Origin of the sequence: Saccharothrix saharensis, from assembly GCF_006716745.1 — a bacterium.
Taxonomy (GTDB): domain Bacteria; phylum Actinomycetota; class Actinomycetes; order Mycobacteriales; family Pseudonocardiaceae; genus Actinosynnema; species Actinosynnema saharense.
The window spans coordinates 3,077,006-3,099,562 of the sequence record NZ_VFPP01000001.1 but is presented as its reverse complement, the minus strand read 5'-3'; the positions used below and the strand labels follow the sequence as shown (position 1 = coordinate 3,099,562).

The window sequence follows — 22,557 nt, the reverse complement described above, 5'->3', positions numbered from 1 at the left end:
CCGGGCGAAATAGCCAGGACACGCCGAGGTTTACTTCGAACAGGTGTTTGATCTGGACAACGAACGCGACTACCGTCCACAAGTGAAGATCGTCGGAGAGCCGGCCTGGGCAATCGGGACCGGTGAGGAGGAAGCACCGTGGCACGCAAGACCAGTGAAGACCTGCGCACCGCCGATGTGCCCTCCGCGCCCGAACCGGCGGACATCGCGGGCAACGCCGGGCTGACCCTGCGCCAGCGCAAGGTGCTCGACGTGATCCGCGACTGGCTGGACCGGTTCGGCTACCCGCCCAGCGTGCGGGAGATCGGGGAGGCGGTCGGCCTGACCTCCACCTCCTCGGTCGCCCACCAGCTGCGCGCGCTGGAGCGGAAGGGGTACCTGCGCCGCGACCCGAACCGGCCGCGCGCGGTGGGCGTGCTGCCCGCGGAGATCGTGACCGGCCTCGACCCGGCGTCCAAGCCGACGCCCGCGTACGTGCCCATGCTGGGCCGCATCGCGGCCGGTGGGCCGATCCTGGCCGAGGAGGCCATCGAGGACGTGTTCCCGCTGCCCCGCGAGATCGTCGGCGAGGGCGACGTGTTCCTGCTGAAGGTCGTCGGTGACTCGATGGTGGACGCCGCCATCACGGACGGCGACTGGGTCGTGGTCCGCCAGCAGCCGACGGCGGACAACGGCGAGGTGGTCGCCGCGATGATCGACGGCGAGGCCACCGTGAAGACGTTCAAGCGCAAGGAGGACGGGCACGTGTGGCTGATGCCGCACAACGAGGCCTACCAGCCCATCCCGGGTGACGACGCGTCGATCCTGGGCAAGGTCGTGGCGGTCCTGCGCCGGCTGTAGCCGCTGCCGACCCTCACGCCCGACGGCGGGACCGGCGCACGAGTGCCCCCACCAGCACCAACGCCACCGCGCCGCCGCCCACCACCGGCCACGGCGACCGCGTGTCACCCGTCGGGGGAGTGGTGTCGTCGGCGGCGGCCGGTGTGTCGGCCGACGTGGTGGTCGTGGTCGGTGGGGGCGGCACGGCCAGCGCCGTCGCGCCCGCCACGGCCCGCAGGGCCGACGACGTGCCGGTGCCGCCGAACTCGGACGCCGACAGCAGCGTGCCGTCCGGGTCGAACGCGATCGCCTCACCCTGCGGCTCACCGGCCAGCGGCACCCGCACCGGGTCGCCCTCCAGCGCCTTGGCCAGGTCGCCGTCCGGCACCGGGAACAGGTACGCGTCGGTGTAGGTGCGCAACGCCGCCACCCGGCCGTCCCGGGCCATCGCGCCGCCCGTGACCAGGCGCGTCACCACGGAGTTCTGCAACGGTCCGCCGGGCGTGTCGGTCGTGCTGATCGACACCCGCGCCACCTGCTCCAACGGCGTCGGCGCGCCCTCGCTCAACCCGGACGCCGGCCGGTACACCAGAGCCGATCCGATCGTTTCCTTCGTGACGATGTGCGGAATGCCGGAACCGTCGATCAACAATGCCTCGGCGTCGTGCTTTCCGTCAGGATACGTGAGGCGGTGCAAACGGGCGCTGCCGTCCGGGGAAACCGCGTGCAATGCCACGGTTTCCCGGGTCTTGCCGTTGTCCCCGGTGTCCGCCGCCCAGAGAGTTCCGTCAGGGGCCAGTGCCAGATCTTCGACGTCGAACGGATTGTTCGGCGTGGTGATCGTGCGGGTGATCGCGCACGTCCGGTCGAGCACCTGCACCTGCAACCGGCCGTTGTCGCTGTCGTTCACCGCGAACAGCCGCGCGCCGTCGGACGCGAGCCCGGACAGCTCCTCCAGCCGCGGGTCGGTCACCGCGCACACGTCGACGACGGCCGGCTCCGCCACAGCGGAACCGGCCGTCATCACCAGGCTTGCGACCAGCAGGAACGCGCGCAACGGCTCAGGCGCGGCTTCCGTTCACGGCGAACGCCTCCAGCGCGCCCGCCAGGTCCGGGCGGACCCGGGCGGACAGCTCCGTGCCCTCCTCCGTGTGCCGCTCCTTGAGCACCTCGCCCTCGCGGTGCACGCGCGCGACCAGCTCACCCCGCGCGTACGGCACGAGCGCGTCGACCACGACCTCCGGCCGCGGCGTCATGGCCGCGATGCGCTCGCGCAGCTCGGCGATGCCCTCGCCGGTGTGCGCGGAGACGAACACCGCCGTGGGGAACAGGTGGCGCAACCGGGCCATGCCCAGCTCGGCCACCGCGTCGATCTTGTTCACCACGAGCAGCTCGGTCGGCATCGGGTCGTCGCGCCGCGACGAGATCTCGGTGATCACCTCGCGCACCGCCTGGACCTGCTTCTCCGGCATCGCGTCGGACCCGTCGACCACGTGGACCAGCAGGTCCGCGTCGGCGACCTCCTCCAACGTCGACCGGAACGCCTCGACGAGCTGGTGCGGCAGGTGCCGCACGAAGCCGACGGTGTCGGTCAACGTGTAGGGCAGGCCTTCGGGGGTCTCGGTGCGCCGCGTGGTCGGGTCGAGGGTGGCGAACAGGGCGTCCTGCACCAGCACGCCCGCGCCGGTCAGCGCGTTGAGCAGGCTGGACTTGCCCGCGTTCGTGTACCCGGCGATGGCCACGTTCGGCACCGCGTTGGCCACGCGGCGGTGCCGCTTGGTCTCCCGGATGACGCTCATCGCGGCGATCTCGCGGCGCAGCTTGGCGATGCGCGCGCGGATGCGCCGGCGGTCGGTCTCGAGCTTGGTCTCACCGGGACCGCGCAGACCCACGCCGCCGTTGCCGCCGCCGGCGCGACCACCGGCCTGCCGGGACAGCGACTCACCCCAACCGCGCAACCGCGGCAGCAGGTACTGGAGCTGGGCCATCTCGACCTGGGCCTTGCCCTCCCGCGTGGACGCGTGCTGGGCGAAGATGTCCAGGATCAGCGCGGTGCGGTCGACGACCTTGACCTTGAGCTTCTCCTCCAGCTGCCGCAGCTGGCCGGGGGAGAGCTCGCCGTCGCAGATCACCGTGTCCGCGCCGGTGGCGATCACGATGTCGCGCAGCTCGTGGACCTTGCCGGAACCGATGTAGGTGGCCGGGTCGGGCCGGTCGCGCCGCTGCACGAGGCCTTCCAGCACCTCGGAGCCCGCGGTCTCGGCGAGCAGGGCCAGTTCCGCCAGGGAGGCGTCCGAATCGGCCGCCGTGCCCTCGGTCCACACGCCGACCAGCACGACCCGCTCCAGCCGGAGCTGGCGGTACTCGACCTCGGTGACGTCCTCGAGCTCGGTGGACAACCCGGCTACGCGGCGTAGCGCGGCGCGCTCCTCGAGCGCCATGTCGCCGGTGGACAGCTCGTCCTCGTGGTCGAGCCAGTCGTTGCTGCTGTACGTGTTTTCCGTCATTTGCCCTTCATCGTCCCACGGCACCCCTGCCCGGTCCGAGTGGTTAATCGCCTGGGTAGAGCGCCAGGTAGATCGCCACGCGTTCCCCGTCGGGGTGGGCCGGCTCGGTTGCCAGCTCATCCAACAACGTCTGGAGGCGCCGATTTAGTTCCGCGCGGTCGACGCGGGCGACGAGTCGGAACTGCTTCAGGGCGGCCGGACCGACCTCCGCGACCTCCCCGAGGAACGCCTCGAACACGGCCTCGCTCGTCTCTTCGGCGTACTGGTTCTTGGTGAGCCGCCAGGACAGGCCCGTCGACTTGTACGGGATCTCCCGCGCGCCCCGGTTGCCCGCGCGCGCCTCCTGGGCCTCCAGGAAGCCCGTGGCGACCAGTTTGCGCACGTGGTGGAGGGTGGTGGCGGGGTCCTTGCCCAGTCGCTCGGCGATCTCCTTGTTGGTCATCGCGCGGTCGTAGGTGAGCCGGATGATGCGCAGCCGCACGGCCGAGGCCAGCGCGGCTGCTTCGGCGTCGGTGGCCGGGCGTCGCTGCACCGCACCAGCATAAGGACCGGCGTCCGTCAGAGTGATTGACACTTTCCAATCACTCCCGAGAGACTCCTCGTCGTGTCCCTCTGGTCTCATCGCGACTTCCGCCTGCTGTGGGCAGGCGACACCATCAGCCAGTTCGGCTCCAAGATCGGCCGCACCGTGCTGCCGCTGCTCGCGGTGGGCGCGCTGGCCGCCACGCCGTTCGAGATGGGCGTGCTCTCGGCGGCGGGCACGGCCGCGTTCCTGCTGATCGGGCTGCCCGCCGGGGTGTGGGTGGACCGGCTGAGCCGCCGCCCGGTGATGCTGGTGGCCGACTTCACCCGCGCGGCGCTGCTGCTCTCGGTGCCGGTGGCGTGGTGGCTGGGCGTCCTCACGCTGGCCCAGCTCGTCGTGGTCGCCCTGCTGGTGGGCGCGGCCACGGTCATGTTCGACATCGCCTACCAGTCGTACCTGCCCGCCCTGGTCGGCCGTGACCAGCTCGTCGAGGGAAACTCGAAGCTGGAGGCCAGCCGGGCCGTGGCGGAGGTGTCCGGCCCGGCCGCCGCCGGTGGCGTGGCGCAGGCGGTCGGCGCGGCGTTCGGCGTGTTCGCCACGGCTGTCGGGTACGTGGCCTCGGCGTTGTTCCTGCTGCGCATCCGGACGGTCGAGCCGCCGCCGCGGCAACCCGACAAGCCCGGCTTGCGGCACGAGATCGCCGAAGGGCTGCGTTTCGTCTTCGGGCACCGGTCGCTGCGCGCGATCGTCGCCTGCACGGGCACGGCGAACTTCTTCGGCGGCATGGCGGCGGCCGTGCTGGTGCTGTTCCTGGTGCGCGAGCTCGGTCTGTCCGAGGGCGTGGTCGGCCTGGTGCTCAGCAGCGCGGGCATCGGCGGTGTGCTCGGCGCGCTGACCGTGAACCGGTGGAACGCCCGGTTCGGCCAGACCACCGTGATCTGGCTGTCCGGCCTGGTCACGTGGCCGCTCGGGGCGCTGGTCCCGCTCGGCGCGGCGGACTGGCGGATCGTGTTCGTGCTGGTCGGCGAGGCGGCCGTGGCGTACGGGGCGACGGTCTACAACATCGCCCAGGTCAGCTACCGGCAGTCGATCTGCCCGGACCACCTGCTCGGCCGGATGAACGCGAGCATCCGGTTCGTGGTGTGGGGCGCGATGCCGCTGGGCGGGCTCGTGGGCGGTGTGCTCGGCGGCGGCATCGGGGTGACGGCCACGCTGGCGGTGGGCATGGCGTGCCAGGCGGCGTCCGTGCTGTGGGTGGTGCTGTCGCCGTTGCGGGGCCGCGATGCCGTTACCGCGTGACTTCCGGCCGTTCCGGGGCGTGACCCGGGTCAGCCTGTGGCAGGCGTCGTGCCCGGACCGGCTGCCCGGCCGGATGAACGCCGGCATCCGGTTCCCGACTTGGGCGCGATGCCGGTGGGTGCGGTGGCGGGCCACGCGGTGGGTCGCGGCGGCCGGGATGGTGTTGTCCGCCTTCCGGGTGGTCCTGTCACCGCTGCGGTCGATGCGGGACCTGCCGGTGATCACTAGCCTCGACCGGCATGGCTGACACCACCGTGCTGCGCGAAGGTCTCCGGTTCGGCGAAGGCCCGCGGCAGGGGCCCGACGGGCGGCTGTACTACTCGGACTTCTACGACCACGAGGTGCGCGCGTTCGACCTGGCCACGGGCGAGGAGGAGGTCGTCTGCGCGGTGCCGGGACAGCCGTCGGGGCTGGGGTGGCTGCCCGACGGGCGGCTGCTGGTGGTGTCGATGCGCGACCGCAAGGTGCTGCGCCTGGAGGACGGCGGGCTGGTCGAGCACGCCGACCTGACCGGGATCGCCACCTTCCACGCCAACGACATGCTGGTCGACGCCGAGGGCCGGGCGTACGTCGGCAACTTCGGCTTCGACCTGCACGCGGCCATCGCGGCGGGCGGCGAGGCGTCGATGCTGGAACCGGGCTGGGTCGCGCCCGGCACGCCGTTGGCGCTGGTCAGGCCGGACGGGTCGGTGGAGGTGGCGGCCGAGGACCTGAAGTTCCCGAACGGGACCGGGCTGCTGCCGGACGGCCGGCTGGTGATCGCCGAGACGCTGGCGTTCGGCTTGACGGTGTTCGACGTGGCCGACGACGGCACGTTGTCCGGGCGTCGGGTGTTCGCGTCGCTGCGGGACCACTTCATCGCGCCGGACGGGATCGCGGTGGACGGCGACGGTGGCGTGTGGGTCGCCCCGGCGCTCCAGCCGTTCGTCTTCCGGGTCGAGGAGGGCGGCGGGATCACCCGCAAGGTGGAGACCAGCCAGACCTGCTTCGCCGTGGCGATCGTGGGGGACCGGCTGGTCTGCTGCACCGCGCCCAGCTCGCAGCCCGAGGTGGTGTCCCAGGCACGGTCGGGCAGGTTGGAGGTGTTCGAGCTCTAGTCCCGGAGGGCGTCCCACCAGGCCTGGTCGAGTTCGCCGCGGGCCAGCAGCACGGCCGGGCCGGTGAGCGTGGAGCCGTCCTCCTCGATCACCACGGACACCTGTCCACCCGGGACGTCCACAGTGGCCTTGCCCGTGCGCCGACCCGCCCCGTACAGCCACGACGCGACCGAGGCGACCGTGCCCGTGCCGCACGACCGGGTCTCGCCCACGCCGCGCTCGTGCACGCGCATCCGCAGCGCGCCCTCGTCCAGGACGTTGATGAACTCGACGTTCACGCCGTGCGGGAACTGCACCGGGTCGTGACCGGGCGGCAGCTTCAGGTCCAGCTCGGCGACCGGCACCTCGGTCACGCACGCCAGGTGCGGGTTGCCGACGTCCACCGCGACACCGCCGAACGCGCTGCCGCCGACCGTGGCCGTGCCCGTGCCGGTGACCAGCGCGCGACCCATGTCGACGGTCACCGTGCCGTCGTCGTGCACGGTGACGGGCCGCTCACCGGCACGCGTGCCGATGGTGAACTCACCCGCGGGCACCAGCTCGGCCTCGACCAGGTACTTCGCGAAGACGCGCACCCCGTTGCCGCACATCTCGGCGATCGAGCCGTCGGCGTTGCGGTAGTCCATGAACCACGGGCCGAAGTCGGGCCGCACGACCCGCAGCACGCCGTCCGCGCCCAGCCCGCGCCGCCGGTCGCACAGCGCGCGCACCCGTGCCCCGGTCAGGTCCAGCACGCCGTCCGGGTCGGGCAGCACCACGAAGTCGTTCTCGGTGCCGTGGCCCTTCAGAAACTCGACTCCCACGCCCACCAGGCTACGGCGTGACGAGTTCGAGCACGTCATCGGCCAGGGTCGGCTCCGCCGCGTCGAACCACGTCACGCGCTGGTCGCGGCGGAACCAGGACCGCTGCTTGCGCACGAACCGGCGGGTGGCCTGCGCGGTCGTCGCGGCGGCCTCCTCGATCGAGCACTCGCCGTCGAACGCGGCCAGCACCTGCTGGTAGCCCAGCGCGCGGGACGCCGTGCGGCCGTCGCGCAGGCCGCGCGCTTCGAGGTCTCGCACCTCGTCCACCAAGCCCTGGTCGAACATGCGCGTGACGCGGGCGTCGACGCGCTCGTCCAGTTCGGACACGTCCCGGTCCAGGCCGACCAGCACGGTGCCGTAGCGGGCGGGACCGGGCTTGGGCAGGGTCGCGGAGAACGGCTGACCGGTCAGCTCGATGACTTCGAGCGCGCGGACGACCCGGCGTCCGTTGCTCGGCAGGATCGCCAGGGCGGCGGCCGGGTCGAGCTGGGCGAGCCTGCCGTGCAGGGTCTCCGAGCCGAAGACGGCCAGCTCCTGCTCCAGCTGGGTGCGGATCTTCTCGTCCGTGCCGGGGAACACCAGGTCGTCCAGCACGGCCTGCACGTACAGGCCCGAGCCGCCGACGAGCACGGGCGTGCGGTCCTCGGCGAGCAGCCGTTCGACGACGTGCCGGGCTTCGCGCTGGTAGGCGGCCACGGAGGCGGTCTCGGTGACGTCCAGCACGTCGAGGAGGTGGTGGGTGACGCCGCGCCGCTCGGGTTCGGCGATCTTGGCTGTGCCGATGTCCATGCCCCGGTAGAGCTGCATCGCGTCGGCGTTGACCACTTCGCCGCCCAGTTCGACGGCCAGCCGCACGGCGAGGTCCGACTTCCCGGTGGCGGTGGGCCCGACGACGGCGATGGGGGTTCTCACGGGCTCAAGCCTCCCAGACGGCCACGTGGTAGCCGACGCCGAAGGGGGCCAGGAACGTCGACCGGGCGCACTGCCACGGGCCCGGGACGCCGGCGGCCACCTGCCACGCGGCGCGGCCGGTCGCGCCCAGCTCGGCGGCCAGGGCGGGGTCGAGGGCGCGCAGGGCGTCGGCGTCGGCGGTGGCCAGGGCCTTGCGCACGTCGTCGTCGAACGGTTCGGCGCGGTCGTCGGGGCGGCCGACGGCCAGCTCGCCGTGGCGGTGCGAGCCGTCGCCGAGGACGAGGAGGGCGGCGGAGCCGGCGAGGTGTTCGCCGAGGGCGACGCAGTCGGCGGTGGGCAGGTCGGGCGGGATCAGGTGGACGCGGACCGAGCGCGCGCCCGCGTGCTCGCGCAGCCAGGCGGCGATCAGGGCGGGCAGGGGGAGGTCGTCTTCCACTCGGGACGACTGGTCGGACAAGGAGACCCGCACGTCCACCCCGAAGCCGCGGAAGGTGCCCGTCGCGCCTTCGACCACCCGAGGACCCGATGGGTCGACGCCGACCGCGACCCAGTCCGGCGAGTGGGCGGCCAGGTCCCGTGCGGCGGCCAGGCACGCCGAGCGCACCGGTTCGGTGTCCCGGACGGCCCCGGAGACCAGTTCGGGCACCAGCAGCGGGGGGTTCGGCACGACCACCAGGCGCGAGATCATGGCAGTCCACGCTACTCATCGGCCACCACCGGTACCGATGCGAGCCTTGACCTGTTTGAATGCGCGCGAGGTACTGGGCACTCTTAGGGAGCGTCGCGGTACTCGGGTGCTGGGCCCCGTCGTAGGCGGGGCGCCCGTGGTCGGCACGGGCACCACGAAGTGGGCAGGCGAGGAGGAAGCCGGCGATGACGGAGCACGAGACGACACCGGGAACCACTGGCGACAGTGGTGCGGGGGCGGTGGTCGAGGAGACCCGGGTGGAAACGACGCCGGTCGTGGCGCCACCGGCGGTCCCCGTGGCGTCGGACCACCCTGACCGCTGGGGGCGCGTGGACGCGGACGGCACCGTCTACGTCAAGACGGCCGAGGGCGAGCGGGTCGTCGGTTCCTGGCAGGCGGGCGAACCCGCCGAGGGCCTGGCGCACTTCGCGCGCCGGTTCGACGACATCCGCACCGAGGTCGAGCTGCTGGTGACGCGGCTCTCCTCCGGCGCGGGAGACCCCAAGCACGCGCTGACCAGCGCGAAGCACGTCCAGGAGACCCTGGCCGACGCGGCGGTGGTCGGTGACCTCGCGGCGCTGGCCGCACGCGTCGAGTACGTGCTCGTCCTGGCCGAGAAGGGCCTGGAGGCGGCCAAGGCCGCCAAGGACGAGGCTCGTGCGGCCGCGGGCGCGCGCAAGCAGGAGCTGGTCGAGGAAGCCGAGGCGCTGGCCAACGAGTCCACGCAGTGGAAGGCGGCGGGCGACCGGCTGCGGGCGATCCTGGACGAGTGGAAGACCATCCGGGGCGTCGACCGCAAGACCGACGAGCAGCTGTGGCGGCGGTTCTCCAAGGCGCGTGACGCGTTCAACCGCAGGCGCGGGTCGCACTTCGCCGACCTGGACCGGCAGCGCGGCGTGGCCAAGAACCGCAAGCAGGAGCTCGTCGAAGAGGCCGAGAAGCTCATCGAGTCCGACGACTGGGGCCCCACGGCCGGTCGGTACAAGGAGCTGATGGTCGAGTGGAAGGCCGCCGGGCGCGCGCCCAAGGAGGCCGACGACGCGTTGTGGCAGCGGTTCCGCGCCGCGCAGGACGCGTTCTTCGCCAAGCGGTCGGAGGCGTTCAGCGAGCGTGACGCCGAGTTCGCGGCCAACGCGAAGCTGAAGGAGGAACTGCTCGCCGAGGCCGAGCGGATCGACCCGTCGGTGGACCTGGAGGCCGCGCGGCAGCAGCTCTACAAGATCCAGGAGCGGTGGGACGCGATCGGCAAGGTGCCCCGCGAGCGGGTCCGGGAGCTGGAGGGCAAGCTCCGGACGATCGAGGAGCGGGTGCGGGGTGCGGTCGACGCGCAGTGGCGTCGGTCGGACCCGGAGGCCGAGGCTCGGGTCGCGCAGTTCCGGGAGCGGGTGGAGCAGTTCGAGGCGCAGGCGGCGAAGGCCCGGTCGGCCGGGGACAAGCGGCGCGCCGAGCAGGCCGAGGCGCAGGCGCAGCAGTGGCGTGAGTGGTTGGCGGCCGCTGAGCAGGCGGTTGCGAGCCGCTAGTGCGGACGATCGGGCCCCGTGCCGTTCCCCTCCGGGAGGGGAGCGGCACGGGGCCCGATCGCACCCGGACACCCGGCGCGGCCGTCGAGGCACGAGAACTGCGGTAATCGTCCCGGCACGGGCCGTTACCTTGGGCGGGTGGAACCGGAACAGGCGTCGGCGGGTGCGCACAACGTCGTGAGCGGTCGGGTGGACGGCCCCGTGACGATGGCCCACACGATCGGCTCGATGGTCTACGGCCTCCCGTGGACCAGGGTCGTGCTGGTCGTCCTGGCGATCCTGATCCCGGTTCTCTCGATCTTGCTGCTGGCCGGCTACACGGTCTACCGCGCGATCACACCCGTTGCGCCGACGACGGTGGTGTCGATCGTGCCCGCCTCGCCGTCCTCGGCACCTCCATCGGCGTCCGCGACGACATCGCCCGCGACCACCGCCACCTCCGCCGCACCCGACCAGGTGGCCAGGGTGGTGCTGCCTGTCGCCACCACCACGATCCGCCCGGCCGTGAACGCGCCTGCGCCGACCACCACCGCACCCACCACGACTGCGCCCGCGACGAGCCGGCCCGGCGAGCCGACCACGACGACGACCGGTGCGGACGGGCACCGGTGCACCGGCAACCCACCCTGGCTCAGTTGCGTGCCGTGACCCTCGGCGCGGCCGGCCCGCGGCGAACAGCAGGTCTGGTCCGTCCCGTCCGGGACGCGCCAGGTGGCCGAGGCGAACCGGTAGAACCGGTTGAGCGCGCAAGCCGCGCGGTCGCGGTGGATCTCGTGCACCGCGACCCACGTCGTCCGCCACCGGCGGCCGCGACGTCAGCCGCCGGCGGCCCGGTTCCCCGTCCCGCCCCCGGCGGTCACTGCATCGGGGGGCGGGAGGCGGCCAGTTTCACCCACTTGACCAGCAGGACGACGATGGCGACCACGGCGAGGACGAGGCCGGCGCCGGGGCCCGGGCCCGGGTGGTGGCCGGTGGTGGTTTGGGTGGTCCAGATGGAGAGGACGCCGGCCACCGAGGCGGCGAAGGAGGTCAGGGCGCAGACCCAGGCCAGGGTCCAGCGGCGGAGGGCCAGGGTCGCGGCGGGGAGCAGGACGCCTACGAGGACGGCCGCGTAGGCGAAGAGTTCGGGGAGCCCTTCGCCTTGGCCGAACAGCAGGCTCAGGCCTTGGATGTCGTCGGTCCACGGGAGGATCAGGGACACCAGGATGGCCAGTGAGGCGATCGCGATCGTCAGGGCTCCGGTGCCCGGGTCGAAGCGCCTGGCGGCGGAACGGCCGACGTCGTCGATCTCCTCGCGCAGGCCGGCCAGGTCGTCCGGGTCGTGCTCGCTCATCCGACCGCGCACCCGCCGACCGCCGCGGGCAGGGGGGTGGGCTTGCCGAACGACGGCAGGCCCAGCGTCACGCCCGGTGTCTTCGGCTTCAGGCCCGCCTCGGAGCGGTCGCCCGCCTTGGTGCGGCGGTGCGACAGCAGGGGGCCGTCGGCGATCAGGTTGTGCGGCGCGCCGTAGGTCACCACGGTCTCCACGACGTCACCCGGGCGGACGTGGGCGTCGCCGGGGGTGAAGTGGACCAGGCGGCCGTCGCGGGCGCGGCCCGTCATGCGGTGGGTCTCGGCGTCCTTGCGGCCCTCGCCGGAGGCGACCAGGAGTTCGACCTCGCGGCCCACCTGCTCGCGGTTGAGTTCGTGGGCGATCTCGTTGACCAGGGTGACCAGGCGGTCGTAGCGCTCCTGCACGACCTGCTTGGGCAGCTGGTCCGGCAGCTCGGCGGCGGGGGTGCCGGGGCGCTTGGAGTACTGGAACGTGAACGCCGAGGAGAACCGCGCCTCGCGGACCACGTCCAGGGTGGCCTGGAAGTCCTCCTCGGTCTCGCCGGGGAAGCCCACGATGATGTCCGTGGTGATGGCGGCGTCGGGCATGGCCGCGCGGACGTTGTCCAGGATGGACAGGTACTTGGTGGTCCGGTAGGAGCGGCGCATCTCCTTGAGGACGCGGTCCGAGCCCGATTGCAGCGGCATGTGCAGGGAGTGGCACACGGCGGGCGTCTCGGCCATCGCGGCGATGACGTCGTCGGTGAAGTCCTTCGGGTGCGGTGACGTGAAGCGGACGCGCTCCAGGCCCCCGATGCCGCCGGTGGCGCGCAGGAGCTTGCCGAACGCGTAGCGGTCGCCGAACTCGACGCCGTAGGAGTTCACGTTCTGGCCCAGGAGGGTCACCTCCAGCACGCCCTCGTCGACCAGCGCCTGGACCTCGGCCAGCACCTCGCCGGGACGGCGGTCCTTCTCCTTGCCGCGCAGTGACGGGACGATGCAGAACGTGCACGTGTTGTTGCAGCCGACGGACACCGACACCCAGCCGGAGTAGGCCGAGTCGCGGCGGGCGGGCAGCGTCGAGGGGAAGGTCTCCAGCGAGTCCAGGATCTCGACCTGCGCCTCGCGGTTGTGCCGGGCGCGTTCGAGCAGCACGGGCAGCGAGCCGATGTTGTGCGTGCCGAAGACCACGTCCACCCACGGCGCGCGCTTGACGATCTCGCCCTGGTCCTTCTGCGCGAGGCAGCCGCCGACGGCGATCTGCATGTCGGGGTTCGCGGACTTGGCGGGCGCGAGGTGGCCGAGCGTGCCGTAGAGCTTGTTGTCGGCGTTCTCCCGCACGGCGCAGGTGTTGAACACGACGACGTCCGGCGTGACGTCGCCTTCGGCGGGCGTGTAGCCCGCGTCCTCCAACATGCCGGCCAGGCGCTCGGAGTCGTGCACGTTCATCTGGCAGCCGAACGTGCGGATCTGGTAACTGCGAGTCACTGCACCTAGTCCTTCCGTCGGGTCCAGCGTAGAGCGTGGACGTGCGACGATGCGCAGGTGTCGGGAACGCTCCTGCGGTTGCACGCGGTCGGGGCCGCATTGGCCCTGGCCACCCTGTCGTTGACGGCGTGCGCCGACGACCTGGACCAGGTGAAGCTGACCATGGCGGCGGGCAGCCCCGGCGGGGTCTACCACAAGCTGAGCGTGGCGCTGGCCGACGCGTGGACCCGGGAGCCCGGCATCCCCCGGCCGCAGGTCGCGAACACGGCGGGCTCGGTGGACAACCTCGACCGGCTGCGGGCCAACCAGGCGCAGGTGGGGTTCTCCGCGGCCGACGCGGCGGAGGAGAAGCAGAAGGCGGACGGCGGGCACAAGCTGTACGCGCTGGCCCGGATGCACGACGACTACCTGCAGCTGATCGTGCGCGACGACCTGCCCGCGACCAAGCTCGCCGACCTGAGGGGCCTGCGGGTCAGCGTGGGCGCGCGGGACTCCGGCGTGTGGTTGATCGCGCAACGGCTGCTGAAGGCGGCGCGCATCTCGCCGGAGGCGGACCTCAAGGTGCAGTACATGGACCTGCCGACCAGCGTGGAGGCGATGCGCGCCGACGCGCTGGACGCGTTCTTCTGGTCCGGTGGCGTGCCGACGGACGCGGTCACCGACCTGGCCACGACGGTGAAGCTGCGGATGCTCGACCTGAGCGACGTGCTGCCGGGGCTGCGGGAGGAGTACCCGGTCTACGGCTCGGCGACCCTGCCCGCGTCGGCCTACCGGCTGGAGGGCGGCCCCGTCGTCACCCTGGTCGTGCGCAACTTCCTGCTGGTCAACGACACGATGTCCGAGGACGTGGCGGAAGCGCTGGTCAGAGGTCTGTTCCAGGCGCAGTCGGGGCTGGTCGCGGCGAGTCCGGTGGCGCGGTCGATAGAGGTCCGCTCGGCGATCGAGACGACGCCGATCGAATTGCACCCCGGTGCGATGCGTTATTACCGGGACGTCAAGGTTTAAGTGCCCTGTCGTCATTCCGACGGTGGAATCGGCACGCCTGGCGGCTCGCCCAAGTCGGGGTCAAGCGCGGGCTCGAACGGCGCTTTTCCGCGCTAGGCCGTTAGGGTGACCGCAAGCGTGGGACCAGCGGTGGGTCGCGCGGGATCCGACACTGAAGCGGGGAACTCGTGTCCGTTCACTCGGTATGCGCGCGTATTCACGAAAAGCTTTACCGGTTTTCTCTGCCGGGCGTGGTCGTCGCGATTCTCGCCGTGCCGGCCGGCACGGGTTTCGACGCCTCGCCCAGATGGCCGACGCGCATCCAGGTGTTCGTGGCCAACAGCGGCTCCGACAACGTCACCGTGTACGACCCGCGCCTGGGGGAGGTGACGGCCACGATCGGCGTCGGCGACTACCCCGCCGGTGTCGGCGCGCACCCGGCGGGCCACCGCGTCTACGTCACCAACGAGTCGTCCAACACCGTCTCGGTGATCGACACCCGGTCCCTGGCCGTGGTCGCCACCGTGCCGGTCGGGGCCAACCCGTTCGGCGTCGCCGCCACGCCGACCCACGCTTACGTGACCAACTTCGGCTCCGGCGACGTCACGGTCGTCGACACCGCGACGAACGCACCGGTCGCCACCATCCCGGTGGGTCGGTTCCCGCACAGCGCGGTCGCGAGCCCGGACGGTTCCCGCGTGTACGTGACCGACAACGGGGGTGACAGCGTCACGGTCATCGACACGCGGTCGCAGGCGCCGGTCGCCACGATCCCGGTCGGGGTCTTCCCGTCGGGCATCGCCATCTCGTTCGACGGCGAGCGGCTCTACGTGGCCAACACCGGTGACGACACCGTGACCGTCATCGACACCGCCGCCGCCCGACCGGTGGCGACGACCAAGGTCGGGAACGCGCCCCTCGGCGTCGCGGTCACGCCCGGTGGTCGGGTCCACGTCGCCAACACCGGCTCCAACACGGTCAGCGTCCTCGGGCCCACCGGCGACCCGCTCGGCGTGGTCAAGGTCCAGCGCATGCCCGAGGGCGCCGCGGCCGCGCCGGACGACAGCTCCGTCTACATCACCAACACGGGGTCGGACACCGTCTCGGTCCTCGACGCGGAGAGCGGCAAGCCCGTCGCCCGCTTCGCCGCGGGCAAGGGGCCCGAGGGTGTGGCCGTCACGTCCTGACCGGTTCAGACGGCCGGGAACCCGACCGTCACCCGCAGGCCGCCGCCGTCCGGCGAGTCCAACCGGATCGAGCCGTTCACCCGTTCCACGATCTGCCGCACCAGGGCCAGCCCCAGGCCCGAGCCCTGCACGTTCTGGTGGGCCGGGCTGCGCCAGAACCGGTCCGTGGCGCGGTCCAGCTCCTCCGGTGCCAGGCCCGGACCCTCGTCCTGCACCGAGAGCCGCACGACGCCGTCGCGCCTGCGCACGTCGACGCGCACGAGGGTGCCGTCGGAGGTGAACTTCAGCGCGTTGTCCAGCAGGGCGTCGAGCACGGTCTCCACGCCGCGCGGCGGCACGAGCGCCCGGCCGCCGGGCTCGCCGTCCAGCACCAGGTGCACGTCACGGGCCGCCGCGGCGGGCTGCCAGGCCGACAGGCGGCCGGCCACCGCCCGGTCCACGTCCACCGGCACCGGGTCCACCGACGGCGCGCCCGCCCGCGCCATCGACAGCAGCTCGTCCAGGATCCGGTTGAGCCGGTTGGCCTCGTCCAGCGCCGCCGCCTGGTGCGCCGCGCCGTCACCGGCCACGTGGTCCTCCAAATTGGACAGACGCAGCTTCAGCGCGGTCAACGGGTTGCGCAGCTGGTGCGAGGCGTCGGCGACGAACGCGCGCTGCGCGGCCAGCACGTCGCCCACGTTGGCGGCCATCTGGTCGAACGACCGCGACAGCTGGCGCAGCTCCGGCGGCCCGTCGGAGCTGCCGACCGGCTCCACCGGCTGCCCGGACACCACGGCGGCCAGCAGCCGCCCGGTCGCGTCGTCCAACCGCCGCACGGGCCGCAACGTCCACCGGACCAGCGGCAACGCCACGAACACGCCCAGCACGAGCACCAGCAGGCTGCCGCCGAGCAGCACCGACCACCACAGCAGCACCTCGCCCCGGGTCTTCGACGTCGGCGAGAACGTGACCACCGCGCCCCGGACCTCGCCCGCCTCCAGCACCGGCTCGGCCAGCACCAGCTCGGTCGACTCCCACGGCATGACCAGCTCCGGCGCGACCGGTTGGCGACCGGCCAGCGCGCCGCGCACCAGGTCGGCGACCTCGGGCGCGGACACGTCCACGTCGTCCGACGACGCCGCGACCACCTGCCCGTCCCGTCCCAGCAGGGCCACCCGGATGCCGTACAGCTCGTGGTAGCGGCGCAGCTCCGGCTTGAGCACCTCGGGCTGGTCGTCGATGAACGGCCGCTGCGCCACCGACGCGAACCTGGTGGTGTCGGTGAGCCGGTCGAGGAACATCTCCTGCTGCTCGGCTTGGGCCATGCCGCGGCCCAGCGGGACGCCGAGGCCGAGCAGCACCAGCACGACCAGCGTCAACACGATGCCCAGCAGCCGCGACCGCACTCAGCCCCCGCTCAACCGGTACCCGACACCGCGCACCGTCTCCAGCAACGAAGGACGCCCGAGCTTGGTCCGCAACGTGGCCACGTGCACATCCAGGGTCCGGTTGGCCCCCGCCCAGGTGCGTCCCCACACCTCGGCCAGGATGCGCTCCCGGGTGCACACCGCGCCACCCGCCGCCACCACCAGCGCCAACACCTGGAACTCCTTGCGTGACAGAGCCACCGGTTCACCCGCCACGGTGACCTCGTGCCGGGCCAGGTCGACCCGCACGTCGGCCACCTCGAACACCTCGGTGCCGGTGCCGCCCGCGCCGACCGGGTCGCCGCGCCGCCTCCGCACCGCGTGCACGCGGGCCACCAGCTCACCCACGTCGTACGGCTTGACCAGGTAGTCGTCCGCGCCGGCGTGCAGGCCGAGGATGCGGTCGTCGATCTCGCCGCGGGCCGACACGACGATGATCGCGACGTCGCTCGCCGCCCGGATGTGCCGGCACAGCGTGACACCGTCCACATCGGGCAGGCCCAGGTCGAGCAGCACCACGTCGACCCCGGTCAGCCGATCGAGTGTCCCCCGACCGGTGGCCTGTCGATCCACCGTGAAACCGCGTCGCGTCAGCGCCGGCACCAGCGCTTCTGCCACCCGGTCGTCGTCCTCGACCAACAGCACCCGCACCGTGGAGCCTCCCCGATAAGTGTCGCCACCCTGTGACAGAGTTGAGACCCTAAGTCTTGCTCAACCGCCTGGACTGGTGTGGTGATTCACACCTAGGTTTCCGCCATCGCTCAGGAACCCCTACTGGAGGACTGATGACCGCCGCCACTCCTGCTCCGCCGATGATCCGGATGGCGGGCGTGGACAAGTTCTTCGGACCCCTGCACGTGCTCAAGGGCGTGACGCTGGAGGTGCCGAAGGGGCAGGTCGTCGTGGTGCTCGGGCCGTCCGGGTCGGGCAAGTCCACGCTGTGCCGCACGATCAACCGGCTGGAGCCGATCGAGTCCGGTGTCATCGAGGTGGACGGCCAGCCGCTGCCCGCCGAGGGCAAGGAGCTCGCCCGGCTGCGCGCCGACGTGGGCATGGTGTTCCAGTCGTTCAACCTGTTCGCCCACAAGAGCATCGTCGACAACGTGATGCTCGCGCCGGTGAAGGTCCGCAAGACCCCGGCGGCCCAGGCCCGCAAGACGGCCATGGAGCTGCTGGAGCGGGTCGGCATCGCGAACCAGGCGGAGAAGTTCCCCGCCCAGCTGTCGGGCGGGCAGCAGCAGCGCGCGGCGATCGCCCGCGCCCTGGCGATGCGGCCCAAGGTGATGCTGTTCGACGAGCCGACCTCCGCGCTGGACCCCGAGATGGTCCAGGAGGTGCTGGACGTGATGACGACCCTGGCCAAGGAGGGCATGACCATGCTCGTGGTCACCCACGAGATGGGCTTCGCCCGCAAGGCCGCGGACCGGGTCATCTTCATGTCCGACGGCGAGGTCGTCGAGGACTCGACGCCGGAGTCGTTCTTCTCCGCGCCGAAGTCCAACCGCGCGAAGGACTTCCTTGGCAAGATCCTGACCCACTGAAGTCCCACGACCGCGGCGCTGAGCCTGGCGCCGCTCTACCGAACAAGAGCAGGAGAAGGACGATGAGGGTTCGCACCCTTGCGGTGGCGCTGCTGGCCGGCGGCCTCGCCCTGACGGCATGCGGCAAGGAGGGTGGCCCCGGCGACACCGGCGCGCCCTCGCAGCAGGTGGCCGCCGACGTGAAGGTCGACGGCTCGCCGACCTTCGACAAGATCAAGTCTCGCGGCCGGGTCGTCATCGGCGTCAAGGAGGACCAGCCCGGCCTGGGTTACAAGGACCCGACCAGCGGCAAGTTCACCGGCTTCGACATCGAGATCGCGAAGCTGGTCGCCGCCAAGCTCGGCTACGGCGACGACAAGATCGACTTCAAGGCGATCCCGTCCGCCGGTCGCGAGCAGGCCCTGATCAACGGTGACGTGGACTACTACGTCGGCACCTACACGATCAACGCCAAGCGCAAGGAGCAGGTCGCGTTCGCCGGCCCGTACTTCACCGCGGGCCAGTCGCTCCTGGTGAAGAAGGACGACAGCGCGATCACCGGCAAGGACTCGCTCAAGGGCAAGAAGGTCTGCTCGGTGACCGGTTCCACGCCGATCCAGAAGGTCAAGTCCGAGGGGCTGACCGAGCCGGAGAACATCGTGGAGCTCCAGACCTACTCGCTGTGCGTCGAGCAGCTGGAGCAGGGCACCGTCGACGCCGTCACCACCGACGACGCGATCCTGAAGGGCTACGCCTCGCAGTCGCCCGACACGTTGAAGGTCGTCGGCGAGCCCTTCTCGAACGAGCCCTACGGCATCGGCCTGCCCAAGGACGACAAGGCCCTGCGCGACAAGGTCAACGACATCCTGCAGGCCGCCCTCGACGGCGGCGAGTGGCAGGCGGCCTACGACGCGACCCTGGGCAAGTCGGGCTCGACGACCGACAAGCCCGTGCTCGAGCGCTACTGATCACGTCACCGCGGCCGGTCGTCGGTGCTCCGGCGGCCGGCCGCACCCACACCACACCACCTAGCCGAGGAAGCCGATGGACGTCCTGCTCGACAACCTCGACCTGTACGGGCCCGGGTTCCTCAACACCGTCGAGCTGTTCCTGATCTCCGCGGTCGGGTCGCTGGTGTTGGGGACGATCCTGGCGATGCTGCGGGTCGCGCCGGTCCCCGTGATGCGCGCCATGGGCGCCACCTACGTGACGCTCGTCCGCAACACCCCGCTCACCCTCGTGTTCTTCTTCTTCGCCCTGGCGTTCCCGCTGCTCGAGATCGTGAGCGCGGACACGTTCGGCGGCTCGGCGGCCAGCTACTACTTCTCCGCGGCCCTCATGGCGCTGACCCTCTACACGTCGGCGTTCGTGTGCGAGGTCGTGCGGTCGGGCATCAACACCGTGCCGGTCGGCCAGGCGGAGGCGTCCCGCGCCCTGGGGCTGACGTTCGGCCAGATGCTGACCTCCGTGGTGCTCCCGCAGGCCACGCGCGCGGTCGTGCCGCCGATGGTGAGCACGATGATCGCCCTGCTGAAGAACACCACCATCGCGGCGGGCTTCTCGGTGTTCCAGGCGGGCTCCATCAGCGCCAACCTGTCCGAGCGCGGGGAGAACCAGCTGATCGGCCTGCTGTGGGTCGCGGTGTTCTTCATCGTGCTCGTCATCCCCATGACCCTGCTGCAACGCAGCCTCGAGAAGCGGTGGAGCATCGCCCGATGAGCTCGGTCCTGTTCGACGTCCCCGGGCCTCGCGCCCGGCTGCGCCACCGCCTGTACGCGGTCCTCGCCGTCGCCGTGCTGGTCGGGGTGGTCGGCTTCGTGATCTTCCGGTTCGCCGAGAGCGGCCAGTTCGACGGCCGCAAGTGGACCTGGATCCAGTACGAGAAGGTCCAGCTCGACCTGCTCGGCGCGCTGATGAACACGCTCAAGGCGTTCGGCGCGGGCGCGGTGCTGGCGCTGCTGTTCGGCGCGATCTTCGCGGCGGGCCAGCTCTCGGACCACAAGGTCATCCGCGTGCCGTCGATGCTGGTCGTCGAGCTGTTCCGCGCGGTGCCGCTCGTCGTGCTGATCTTCGTGTTCCACTACGGCCTGTCCCTGGGCGCGCCGTTCTACTCGGTGGTGCTCGGCCTGACGCTCTACAACGGCTCGGTGCTGGCCGAGGTGTTCCGCGCCGGCGTGCTGTCCCTGCCCCGCGGGCAGAGCGAGGCGGCCTACGCGGTGGGCATGCGCAAGACGCAGGTGATGAACTACGTGCTGCTGCCGCAGGCGGTGCGGGCGATGCTGCCGGCGATCATCAGCCAGCTCGTCGTGCTGCTCAAGGACACCGCGCTCGGCTTCCTGATCACCTACGACGAGCTGCTGGACTTCGCCCGCGACATCGGCAGCTACTTCGAGTTCGGCCGGCCGCTGATCCCGGTGACGATCGTGGTGGCCGTGATCTACATCTCCATGTGCCTCCTGCTGACGTGGCTGGCGACGTACCTGGAGAAGCGCAGCCGGCGCGACAAGAAGGTCGTCGAGCTGGAGAAGAAGCCGGCCGAGGACGTCGTCGCGGCGGCGGTCTGACGGGCGGGTCGCGCCGCGCTCGACACGTGCGAGCGCGGCGCGACCCCGCTACCGCGGACTAGTGGCGCAGCAGCGCGCCGACGCCCTCGAACAGCGACGCGTGGCGGGTGACGAGGACCTGCGCGCCGGTCGCGGTGGCGGCGATGGCCAGCGCCTCGTCCGCGCGGTGCTCACCGGGCCGTTCGATGCCCAGCCCCCGCAGCTCCGACTCGCGCAGCGCCACCTGGGCCGGGTCCTCGCCGGACCACACCGTGCGGTCGCCCAGCGCCGGGTCGGCCACCAGCAGCGCGGCCACGTTGGCCTCGCGCAGCGCCTCGACCACGGGCTCCAGGCCCTGCACCGCCCGGCCGCCCGACCGGTTCGACTCGGCGGTGAACTCCTCCAGCACGTCGTTGTCCAGGTCGGCCTGGTACTGGGCGACGAGCGCCTGCACGGCGTCGTCGAACGCCCGGTCGTCCGCGCCGTCGCCCAGGCTCGCGCCCTCGACCTCGATCAGCACGTCCCGGCAGCGCGTGCTCAGCTCCTCCTTGATGCCCGCGCGCGCCTGCACCTCGCCGCCCAGGATCAGCAGGCGGGCGTTGATGCGGGTCACCAGCCGGTCGACCTCCTCGGCGATGCGGGCGGCGTTGCGCTTGGTGTTCTCCTCGACCGAGTGCTGCATGCGCAGGTGCGACCACCCGCCGCCGCGCACCTTGTGCACCGGGTGGTCCTCGCCCCGGACCTCGGCGGAGACCTCGCCCCGGCCGTCGTGGCCGTGCAGGTCCGCCCCGACCTTGTCGGCGAGGACGACCACGTGCGGCACGTCCGCTTGCAGCGACGACGCCAGCGGCAGCAGGTGCGGCAGGTCGGACCAGCGCACGGTGTCCGCGGCGGGCGGGCGGGGCAGCACCCGGTCCAGCAGCAGCCTGCCGTGCGCCGCGATCAGCGCCCGGCCCGCCTTGCCCGTGACCGGCGTCAGCGCCGGTCCGTCCATCGCCCGCAGCGTCGCGTCGTCCGCGCCCTGCCGGGCCAGTTCGTCACGCACCCCGCGCCAGCGCAGCTCCATCGCCTTGGCCGCGTCCTCGGTGTCGTGCGAGGCGTCCAGGTAGACCGACGCGAACGGGCCGCGTTGCCTGACCAGCTCTCCCAACGAAGACATGTCCATTGGCCTCGGCTACCCGATCGCGGGCCGCGTAACCTCAGGGGCATGGTGGACGAACCGGGTGCGATCACCAGGGTGCAGCAGAACGCCGTCGACCACCTCCTCAAGGTGGGCATCAACGGGTTCGGACCGTTCAAGGGCGCGCAGCAGATGGCGGCCGAGGCCCTGGACAAGGGGCTCACACCGCAGGAGGCGGTCAAGCACCTGATCCGGACGCACGTGGCCGCGGCGGGCGTGCAGGGCTTCGCGACGAACATCGGCGGCCTGATCACGCTGCCGGTGACGCTGCCCGCCAACCTGACGGCGTCCTACCTGGTGCAGACGCACCTGATCGCCTCGATCGCCGCCGTGCACGGGCACGACCTGGACAGCGACGAGGTGCAGACGGCGATCCTCGTGTGCCTGCTGGGCAACGCGGGGACCGAGCTGCTGAAGAAGGCGGGCATCAAGGTGGGCTCCAAGCTCACCATGAACCTGATCGAGCGCATCCCGGTCCAGCTCATCCGGGAGATCAACAAGCGCGTCGGCTTCACGCTGCTGGCCAAGTACGGCACCAGCAAGGCGACCGTGACCCTGGCCAAGGGCGTGCCGCTGGTCGGCGGGGTCATCGGCGGCACGTTCGACGCCGTCACGACGCGGGCGGTGGGCGCCTTCGCCTCCCGCTTCTTCACCGAGCGCGAGGAGCTGCCGGCGGTCGTGGAGGGCACCTTCATCGACGGCGAGGTCGTCGACGTCAGCGAGTGATCGGCCCGACGAAGGCGCTCGCAGTCGCTCGGGTGGGTGACGG

Annotated in this window: 24 protein-coding genes; 12 read left to right on the top strand and 12 right to left on the bottom strand. The window is 71.8% G+C overall.

The features are described 5' to 3' along the window. The first annotated feature begins 162 nt into the window (after window positions 1-162). Window positions 163-840: a transcriptional repressor LexA gene (gene lexA, locus FHX81_RS12875; RefSeq protein WP_230566876.1), complete on the top strand. Its 678-nt coding sequence runs from the start codon at window positions 163-165 to the stop codon at window positions 838-840. Window positions 841-853: 13 nt separating this feature from the next. On the opposite strand, the gene FHX81_RS12870 is transcribed toward lexA, so the two are convergent. From FHX81_RS12870 to FHX81_RS12860, 3 genes are read right to left on the bottom strand one after another with little or no spacing between them, the layout of a single operon-like run. Next, on the bottom strand, window positions 854-1,876 hold the full coding sequence (locus FHX81_RS12870; RefSeq protein ID WP_342787195.1) for an LPXTG cell wall anchor domain-containing protein: 1,023 nt from the start codon (window positions 1,874-1,876) through the stop codon (window positions 854-856). 4 nt (window positions 1,877-1,880) lie between these two features. After that, on the bottom strand, window positions 1,881-3,326 hold the full coding sequence (gene hflX / locus FHX81_RS12865; protein ID WP_141978163.1) for a GTPase HflX: 1,446 nt from the start codon (window positions 3,324-3,326) through the stop codon (window positions 1,881-1,883). 43 nt (window positions 3,327-3,369) lie between these two features. After that, window positions 3,370-3,858, bottom strand: coding sequence for a helix-turn-helix domain-containing protein (locus tag FHX81_RS12860; protein WP_246107792.1), 489 nt, complete (start codon window positions 3,856-3,858; stop codon window positions 3,370-3,372). Between the two features lie 72 nt (window positions 3,859-3,930). On the opposite strand from FHX81_RS12860, the gene FHX81_RS12855 reads away from it, so the two are divergent. Genes FHX81_RS12855 through FHX81_RS12845 form a run of 3 tightly spaced genes read left to right on the top strand, consistent with a single transcriptional unit; the run spans window position 3,931 to window position 6,245 of the window. Further along, entirely contained in the window at window positions 3,931-5,148 is a 1,218-nt protein-coding gene (locus FHX81_RS12855) for an MFS transporter (protein WP_141978159.1), read from the top strand. After that, window positions 5,132-5,395, top strand: a complete 264-nt coding sequence (locus FHX81_RS12850) for a hypothetical protein (RefSeq protein ID WP_141978157.1) — start codon at window positions 5,132-5,134, stop codon at window positions 5,393-5,395. Before FHX81_RS12855 ends, FHX81_RS12850 begins: the two co-directional genes overlap by 17 nt. Beyond that, window positions 5,388-6,245: an SMP-30/gluconolactonase/LRE family protein gene (locus FHX81_RS12845; RefSeq protein WP_141978155.1), complete on the top strand. Its 858-nt coding sequence runs from the start codon at window positions 5,388-5,390 to the stop codon at window positions 6,243-6,245. The genes FHX81_RS12850 and FHX81_RS12845 overlap by 8 nt, the downstream gene beginning before the upstream one ends. Here FHX81_RS12845 and dapF read toward each other — a convergent pair. Genes dapF through FHX81_RS12830 form a run of 3 tightly spaced genes read right to left on the bottom strand, consistent with a single transcriptional unit; the run spans window position 6,242 to window position 8,649 of the window. Next, a complete protein-coding gene (gene dapF, locus FHX81_RS12840; RefSeq protein ID WP_425473814.1) occupies window positions 6,242-7,048 on the bottom strand; it encodes a diaminopimelate epimerase in 807 nt (268 codons plus the stop codon). The two genes, FHX81_RS12845 and dapF, sit on opposite strands and share 4 nt — an antisense overlap. Window positions 7,049-7,058: 10 nt before the next feature. Then, complete coding sequence (miaA, locus tag FHX81_RS12835; RefSeq protein WP_141978150.1) at window positions 7,059-7,961, bottom strand: tRNA (adenosine(37)-N6)-dimethylallyltransferase MiaA; 903 nt, start codon at window positions 7,959-7,961, stop codon at window positions 7,059-7,061. Window positions 7,962-7,965: 4 nt separating this feature from the next. Continuing rightward, on the bottom strand, window positions 7,966-8,649 hold the full coding sequence (locus tag FHX81_RS12830; RefSeq protein ID WP_141978148.1) for a class III extradiol dioxygenase subunit B-like domain-containing protein: 684 nt from the start codon (window positions 8,647-8,649) through the stop codon (window positions 7,966-7,968). Window positions 8,650-8,834: 185 nt separating this feature from the next. On the opposite strand from FHX81_RS12830, the gene FHX81_RS12825 reads away from it, so the two are divergent. Further along, window positions 8,835-10,169 (top strand): DUF349 domain-containing protein, encoded by a 1,335-nt coding sequence (locus FHX81_RS12825; RefSeq protein ID WP_141978146.1) that lies wholly within the window; start codon window positions 8,835-8,837, stop codon window positions 10,167-10,169. A gap of 323 nt (window positions 10,170-10,492) precedes the next feature. On the opposite strand, the gene FHX81_RS12820 is transcribed toward FHX81_RS12825, so the two are convergent. The 3 genes from FHX81_RS12820 to miaB all read right to left on the bottom strand — a co-directional run bounded on the left by FHX81_RS12820 (window position 10,493) and on the right by miaB (window position 12,968). Next, window positions 10,493-10,948: a hypothetical protein gene (locus FHX81_RS12820; RefSeq protein WP_141978144.1), complete on the bottom strand. Its 456-nt coding sequence runs from the start codon at window positions 10,946-10,948 to the stop codon at window positions 10,493-10,495. Between the two features lie 77 nt (window positions 10,949-11,025). After that, window positions 11,026-11,502: an Rv2732c family membrane protein gene (locus FHX81_RS12815; protein ID WP_141978142.1), complete on the bottom strand. Its 477-nt coding sequence runs from the start codon at window positions 11,500-11,502 to the stop codon at window positions 11,026-11,028. Continuing rightward, entirely contained in the window at window positions 11,499-12,968 is a 1,470-nt protein-coding gene (gene miaB, locus FHX81_RS12810) for a tRNA (N6-isopentenyl adenosine(37)-C2)-methylthiotransferase MiaB (protein ID WP_170232036.1), read from the bottom strand. The genes FHX81_RS12815 and miaB overlap by 4 nt, the downstream gene beginning before the upstream one ends. 57 nt (window positions 12,969-13,025) lie before the next feature. Between miaB and FHX81_RS12805 the strand changes: the two genes are divergently transcribed. Then, window positions 13,026-13,973: a TAXI family TRAP transporter solute-binding subunit gene (locus FHX81_RS12805; protein ID WP_246107791.1), complete on the top strand. Its 948-nt coding sequence runs from the start codon at window positions 13,026-13,028 to the stop codon at window positions 13,971-13,973. A 230-nt stretch (window positions 13,974-14,203) separates the two neighbouring features. Beyond that, window positions 14,204-15,139 (top strand): beta-propeller fold lactonase family protein, encoded by a 936-nt coding sequence (locus tag FHX81_RS12800; protein WP_246107790.1) that lies wholly within the window; start codon window positions 14,204-14,206, stop codon window positions 15,137-15,139. Between the two features lie 5 nt (window positions 15,140-15,144). Here FHX81_RS12800 and FHX81_RS12795 read toward each other — a convergent pair whose 3' ends face one another. Further along, window positions 15,145-16,524, bottom strand: a complete 1,380-nt coding sequence (locus FHX81_RS12795) for a HAMP domain-containing sensor histidine kinase (protein WP_141978138.1) — start codon at window positions 16,522-16,524, stop codon at window positions 15,145-15,147. Continuing rightward, entirely contained in the window at window positions 16,525-17,196 is a 672-nt protein-coding gene (locus FHX81_RS12790) for a response regulator transcription factor (protein WP_141978136.1), read from the bottom strand. It lies immediately after the preceding gene. Window positions 17,197-17,357: 161 nt separating this feature from the next. Here FHX81_RS12790 and FHX81_RS12785 point away from each other — a divergent pair, with 161 nt between their 5' ends. The 4 genes from FHX81_RS12785 (at window position 17,358) to FHX81_RS12770 (ending at window position 20,629) form a co-directional block, all read left to right on the top strand. Further along, window positions 17,358-18,086 (top strand): amino acid ABC transporter ATP-binding protein, encoded by a 729-nt coding sequence (locus FHX81_RS12785; protein WP_211363805.1) that lies wholly within the window; start codon window positions 17,358-17,360, stop codon window positions 18,084-18,086. 62 nt (window positions 18,087-18,148) lie between these two features. Further along, window positions 18,149-19,033: a glutamate ABC transporter substrate-binding protein gene (locus FHX81_RS12780; RefSeq protein ID WP_141978132.1), complete on the top strand. Its 885-nt coding sequence runs from the start codon at window positions 18,149-18,151 to the stop codon at window positions 19,031-19,033. Between the two features lie 76 nt (window positions 19,034-19,109). Next, window positions 19,110-19,784: an amino acid ABC transporter permease gene (locus FHX81_RS12775; RefSeq protein WP_141978130.1), complete on the top strand. Its 675-nt coding sequence runs from the start codon at window positions 19,110-19,112 to the stop codon at window positions 19,782-19,784. Beyond that, complete coding sequence (locus tag FHX81_RS12770) at window positions 19,781-20,629, top strand: amino acid ABC transporter permease (protein ID WP_141978128.1); 849 nt, start codon at window positions 19,781-19,783, stop codon at window positions 20,627-20,629. The genes FHX81_RS12775 and FHX81_RS12770 overlap by 4 nt, the downstream gene beginning before the upstream one ends. 58 nt (window positions 20,630-20,687) lie before the next feature. Here FHX81_RS12770 and FHX81_RS12765 read toward each other — a convergent pair whose 3' ends face one another. Next, on the bottom strand, window positions 20,688-21,767 hold the full coding sequence (locus FHX81_RS12765) for an Rv2629 family ribosome hibernation factor (RefSeq protein WP_141978126.1): 1,080 nt from the start codon (window positions 21,765-21,767) through the stop codon (window positions 20,688-20,690). A gap of 48 nt (window positions 21,768-21,815) precedes the next feature. Here FHX81_RS12765 and FHX81_RS12760 point away from each other — a divergent pair, with 48 nt between their 5' ends. After that, window positions 21,816-22,514, top strand: a complete 699-nt coding sequence (locus tag FHX81_RS12760) for an EcsC family protein (RefSeq protein ID WP_141978124.1) — start codon at window positions 21,816-21,818, stop codon at window positions 22,512-22,514. The last annotated feature ends 43 nt before the right edge of the window (window positions 22,515-22,557 follow it).

Excerpts from the sequence above, each read along its gene's own strand:
- hflX (WP_141978163.1), bottom strand. The coding sequence starts at position 3,326 with ATGACGGAAAACACGTACAGCAGCAACGACTGGCTCGACCACGAGGAC.
- FHX81_RS12850 (WP_141978157.1), top strand. The coding sequence starts at position 5,132 with ATGCCGTTACCGCGTGACTTCCGGCCGTTCCGGGGCGTGACCCGGGTC.
- FHX81_RS12845 (WP_141978155.1), top strand. The coding sequence starts at position 5,388 with ATGGCTGACACCACCGTGCTGCGCGAAGGTCTCCGGTTCGGCGAAGGC.
- FHX81_RS12830 (WP_141978148.1), bottom strand. The coding sequence starts at position 8,649 with ATGATCTCGCGCCTGGTGGTCGTGCCGAACCCCCCGCTGCTGGTGCCC.
- FHX81_RS12825 (WP_141978146.1), top strand. The coding sequence starts at position 8,835 with ATGACGGAGCACGAGACGACACCGGGAACCACTGGCGACAGTGGTGCG.
- FHX81_RS12815 (WP_141978142.1), bottom strand. The coding sequence starts at position 11,502 with ATGAGCGAGCACGACCCGGACGACCTGGCCGGCCTGCGCGAGGAGATC.
- FHX81_RS12785 (WP_211363805.1), top strand. The coding sequence starts at position 17,358 with ATGATCCGGATGGCGGGCGTGGACAAGTTCTTCGGACCCCTGCACGTG.
- FHX81_RS12780 (WP_141978132.1), top strand. The coding sequence starts at position 18,149 with ATGAGGGTTCGCACCCTTGCGGTGGCGCTGCTGGCCGGCGGCCTCGCC.
- FHX81_RS12775 (WP_141978130.1), top strand. The coding sequence starts at position 19,110 with ATGGACGTCCTGCTCGACAACCTCGACCTGTACGGGCCCGGGTTCCTC.
- FHX81_RS12770 (WP_141978128.1), top strand. The coding sequence starts at position 19,781 with ATGAGCTCGGTCCTGTTCGACGTCCCCGGGCCTCGCGCCCGGCTGCGC.
- FHX81_RS12765 (WP_141978126.1), bottom strand. The coding sequence starts at position 21,767 with ATGTCTTCGTTGGGAGAGCTGGTCAGGCAACGCGGCCCGTTCGCGTCG.
- FHX81_RS12760 (WP_141978124.1), top strand. The coding sequence starts at position 21,816 with ATGGTGGACGAACCGGGTGCGATCACCAGGGTGCAGCAGAACGCCGTC.